General features: G+C 72.4%; 5 protein-coding genes. 3 read left to right on the plus strand and 2 right to left on the minus strand.

Annotated features, from left to right (window positions below):
• The 3 genes from ACIY1X_RS12530 to ACIY1X_RS12540 all read left to right on the plus strand — a co-directional run.
• Window positions 1-381: S-adenosylmethionine decarboxylase family protein (locus tag ACIY1X_RS12530; protein WP_399680897.1), on the plus strand; the 381-nt coding region annotated here is incomplete at its 5' end.
• A gap of 41 nt (window positions 382-422) precedes the next feature.
• Window positions 423-1130: an NDP-sugar synthase gene (locus ACIY1X_RS12535; protein ID WP_399680920.1), complete on the plus strand. Its 708-nt coding sequence runs from the start codon at window positions 423-425 to the stop codon at window positions 1128-1130.
• The gene (locus tag ACIY1X_RS12540; protein WP_399680899.1) at window positions 1127-2527 is read left to right on the plus strand and encodes an aminopeptidase P N-terminal domain-containing protein; all 1401 of its coding nucleotides are present in this window, start codon (window positions 1127-1129) and stop codon (window positions 2525-2527) included. Before ACIY1X_RS12535 ends, ACIY1X_RS12540 begins: the two co-directional genes overlap by 4 nt.
• 9 nt (window positions 2528-2536) lie before the next feature.
• Here ACIY1X_RS12540 and ACIY1X_RS12545 read toward each other — a convergent pair whose 3' ends face one another.
• Together ACIY1X_RS12545 and ACIY1X_RS12550 are read right to left on the minus strand one after the other, a co-directional pair.
• Window positions 2537-3433 carry an RNA polymerase sigma-70 factor gene (locus ACIY1X_RS12545; protein ID WP_399680901.1) on the minus strand — a complete coding sequence of 299 codons (897 nt, stop codon included), beginning with the start codon at window positions 3431-3433 and terminating at the stop codon, window positions 2537-2539.
• A gap of 52 nt (window positions 3434-3485) precedes the next feature.
• The gene (locus tag ACIY1X_RS12550; RefSeq protein ID WP_038200374.1) at window positions 3486-4343 is read right to left on the minus strand and encodes a ferritin; all 858 of its coding nucleotides are present in this window, start codon (window positions 4341-4343) and stop codon (window positions 3486-3488) included.
• Window positions 4344-4533 lie beyond the last annotated feature (190 nt).

The raw sequence follows: 4533 nt of genomic DNA on the forward strand, positions 1-4533 counted from the left end.
CTGCACCTCACCGCCGACCTCCACGACTGCCAGTGCGACACGCGCTGGCTGACCGATGCGCAGGCCCTGGGCGTGCGCTGCGTGGCCGCCGTCCAGGCAGCCGGGCTGCAATCGGTCGGCCAGCTCTTTCACCGCTTCCCCGACACGGACGCCGGTCCGGGCGGCGTGACCGCCACCGTGCTGCTGGCCGAGTCGCACCTGTGCGTCCACACCTGGCCGGAGCGCCGCGTCGTCACGCTCGACGTGTACGTGTGCAACTTCGGCGGCGACCATTCGGCCAAGGCGCAGCGCGTTCTCGACGGCCTCCTGGCCCTGTTCGAGCCGGCGGCCGCCGACCGCCAGGCGCTGCAGCGCGGCCGCGCGATCGCCGCCGCCTCATGACGCCGACCGCACTCTCTGCATCCGGCCCGCGCGCCTGCGCCATGGTGCTGGCCGCCGGCCGCGGCGAGCGCATGCGCCCGCTCACCGACACCTGCCCCAAGCCGCTGCTGCCCGTGCACGGAAAGCCGCTGATGCAGTGGCCGATGGAGGCGCTGGCGGCCGGCGGCTTCACGCGGCTGGTGGTCAACACGGCCTGGCTGGGCGAGCAGATCCCCGCGCGCTTCGGCAACCGGCACGGCGACATGGCGATCGCCTACTCCGAGGAAGGCCGCGACTTCGGCGACGCGCTGGAGACGGCTGGCGGCATCGTGCGCGCGCTGCCGTTGCTGGAGGACGTCTTCTGGGTCGCGGCCGGCGACGTGTTCGCGCCGGACTTCCGCTTCACGCAGGACGCGGCGGACCGCTTCGCCGCCGGCGGCGCCCTCGCCCACCTGTGGCTGGTGCCCAACCCGCCGCACAACCCGAAGGGCGACTTCGGCATCGGCCCCGACGGCCGGGCCCTGAACGCGCCGGCCGGCGCGGACGTGCCGCGCTTCACCTTCTCCACCATCGGCCTGTACCGCAGCGCCCTGTTCGCGCCGCCGTACTGCGACATTGCGCCGGGCAACCCGCAGGGCGTGAAGGCCCCGCTGGCACCGCTGCTGCGCGCCGCGATGGACAATGGCCTGGTCAGCGCCGAGTTGTACGCCGGCCGCTGGACCGACGTCGGCACGCCGGAACGCCTCGCCCAGTTGAACGCCACCCCATGAGCCGCAGCGACACCCCTTCCTCCCCCTATGCCGCCCGCCGCGCGCGCCTGGCCGCGCAGCTCGGCGCCGGCGGCATCGCCATCGTGCCCACCGCGCCCGAGCGCCAGCGCAACCGCGACAACGACTTCCCGTTCCGGCACGACAGCTACTTCTACTACCTCACCGGCTTCACCGAACCCAACGCCTGGCTGGTGCTGGACGGCAGCGGGCGCTCCACCCTCTTCTGCGCGCCCAAGGACCTGGAGCGCGAGATCTGGGACGGCTACCGGCTCGGGCCCGAGGCCGCGCCGGGCGTGCTGGGCGTCGACGAGGCCTTCTCCGTCGCCGAGCTGGACACGCGCCTGCCCCGGCTGCTGGAGAACCGCGAGACGGTGTGGTTCCCCTTCGCCACGCATGCGGGCCTGGAATCGCGCGTGGACGGCTGGCTGCAGAAGGTACGCGCGCGCGTGCGCTTCGGCGCCCTCTGCCCCGAGCAGCAGCGCGACCTGTGCGGCCCGCTGGACGAGATGCGCCTGATCAAGGACGCGCACGAGCTGGACACCATGCGCCGCGCCGCCGACATCAGCGCCCGCGCCCACGTGCGCGCCATGCAGACCAGCGCCCGCATGCTGCGCGCCGGCCAGGACGTGCGCGAGTACCACCTCGACGCCGAGCTGCTGCACGAGTTCCGCCTCGGCGCCTCGCAGTTCCCGGCCTACGGCTCCATCGTGGCCGCCGGCGCGAATGCCTGCGTGCTGCACTACCGCGCCGACGCCGCGCCGGTGCGCGCGGGCGAACTGGTGCTGATCGACGCCGGCTGCGAGCTGGACGGCTACGCCAGCGACATCACCCGCACCTTCCCGGCTGACGGCCGCTTCAGCGGCCCGCAGCGCGCGCTGTACGACCTGGTGCTGGCCAGCCAGGAGGCGGCCGTGGCGGCGACGAAGGCCGGTGCACGCTTCAACGACCCGCACGACGCGACGGTGAAGGTGCTGGCGCAGGGCATGCTCGACCTGGGCCTGCTGGATGCGAACAAGGTCGGCAGCGTCGACGACGTGATCGAGCAGCGCGCGTATTTCCGCTTCTACATGCACCGCACCGGCCACTGGCTGGGCATGGACGTGCACGACTGCGGCAGCTACGTCGAACCCTCGCAGGTGGGCGAGGTCAGCGAGCGCAAGGACCCGCTCTCGGGCGAGATCATCAAGAACCGGCCCAGCCGCATCCTGCAGCCCGGCATGGTGCTGACCATCGAGCCCGGCATCTACGTGCGCGCGGCCGACGACGTGCCGAAGCCGTTTCACGACATCGGCATCCGCATCGAGGACGACGCCGTCGTCACCGAGACCGGCTGCGAGCTGATCACCCGCGGCGTGCCGGTCCGGGGCGACGAGATCGAGGCGCTGATGCGGGCCTGAGGGCCGAGGTCAGGCAGCAGCAGCCCGCGCGGCCGCCACGCGCGCCAGCTTGTCCGGGTTGCGCTGCGAATGGATGCGCACGATGCGCCCGTTCTCCCATTCGAAGGACTGCACGGACTCCAGCACGCCGTCCACCCAGCGCAGCAGGCCGGGTGCGCCGTTGACCTGCGCCACCTCGACGCGCAGCGCGCCCGGGTGGCGCCGCGCCACCGCGAAGTACACCTGCGCCACCCGCTGGCCGCCCACCAGCGGCCGGCCGAAGGAAGGCACCTTGCCGCCGCCGTCGCCGATCAGCGCCACGTCCTCGGCCAGCAGCGCCTTCAGGCCGTGCAGGTCGCCCTTGGCCGCCGCCTCGGCGAAGCTGTGCAGCAGCGCCAGGTGGCGCTCGCGCGGCACGGCGAAGCGCGGGCGCTCCTCCTGCACCGCCGCCTTGGCGCGGTGCACCAGCTGGCGGCAGGCGGCCTCGCTGCGGCCGAGCGTGGCGGCGATCTCGGCGTAGTCCACCTCGAACACCTCGCGCAGCAGGAAGGCGGCCCGCGCGTCGGGCGCCAGCCGCTCCAGCACGGCGAGGAAGGCCACCGACAGGCTGTCGGCGCGCTCGACCAGTTCTTCGGGGGTCGGCGGCCCGTCTTCCCGGGCGGCCTCCACCACGGGCTCGGGCAGCCACGTGCCGACGTAGTGCTCGCGCTGGACCTGGGCCGCGCGCAGGCGGTCGATGGCCAGGCGCGTGGTCACGGTGACCAGCCAGGCCTCGGCGTTGTCAGGCGGCTGCCCGGCCGAGGCGTGCCAGCGCAGCCAAGCGTCCTGCACCACGTCCTCGGCCTCGGCGACGGAGCCGAGCATGCGGTAGGCGATGCCCTTCAGGCGCGGGCGGTGGCGGGCGAAGGTGGCGGTGGCGGCGTCCATGACGTCAAGACGGACGGCGGCCGCCCGATGTGACAAGGCGGCCCGCGCCGCCTCAGGCGCCCTGGTATTCGGGCTGCGGGCCGAGCCGGGCCGCCAGTTCCTTGCGGTAGCGGTTGAGCTCCTGCACCGTCTTGAAGCTGTGGCCCAGCAGCCGGCTCAGGTTGTGCAGGATGCGCTCGCCCACCTTGCCCTCCCAGGCGGCGTCGAACTTGATCTGGGTGTCGAGCCAGCGCTCCAGCCAGTCCGGGTCGGGCATGCGGCTCTGGATGGTGTCGCGCGGGAACAGCGCCTTGTTCACGTGCAGGTTGGTCGGGTGCAGCGCCTGCGCGGTGCGGCGCGCGCTGGCCATCAGCACGCCGACCTTGGCGAAGGCGGCGCGCGCCTCGTCGCCGAACTTCTCCATCGCCCGCTTCATGTAGCGCAGGTAGGCGCCGCCGTGGCGCGCCTCGTCCTGGCTGAGCGTGGTGTAGATGTGCTTGATGACCGGCTCGGTGTGCCACTCGGACGCGCGGCGGTACCAGTGGTTCAGCCGGATCTCGCCGCAGAAGTGCAGCATCAGCGTCTCCAGCGGCGGCGCCGGGTCGAAGTCGAAGCGCACGTCGTGCAGTTCCTCCTCGGTGGGCGCCAGGTCGGGGCGGAAGCGCTTGAGGTACTCCATCAGCACCAGCGAGTGCTTCTGCTCCTCGAAGAACCAGATCGACATGAAGGCGGAGAAATCGCTGTCGTGCCGGTTGTCGCGCAGGAACATCTCGGTGGCGGGCAGCGCCGACCACTCGGTGATGGCGTTCATCTTGATGGTCTGCGCCTGCTCGTCGGTGAGCAGGCCGGCATCGAAGTCCTGCCAGGGGATGTCCCGGTCCATGTGCCAGCGCACGGATTCGAGTTGCCTGAAGAGTTCCGGATACAGCATCGACGTCCTTCCCATGGGGCGTTCGATTCTAGGAGGCCGGGCGGCGGGGCCCCGGGACGCTCCCGGGGGCCTTGGCCTTCGGCGTGCGAAGCGCGATGATGCGCCTTGCGCCGCCGCCCGGGGCCGCATGCCCCCAACGTCGACAGGAGCATCGCCATGCGCACCCTCGTTCTTCTCGCCGGCCTGGTGG

Source organism: Xenophilus sp., assembly GCF_044462705.1.
Classification (GTDB): Bacteria; Pseudomonadota; Gammaproteobacteria; order Burkholderiales; family Burkholderiaceae_C; genus Xenophilus; species Xenophilus azovorans.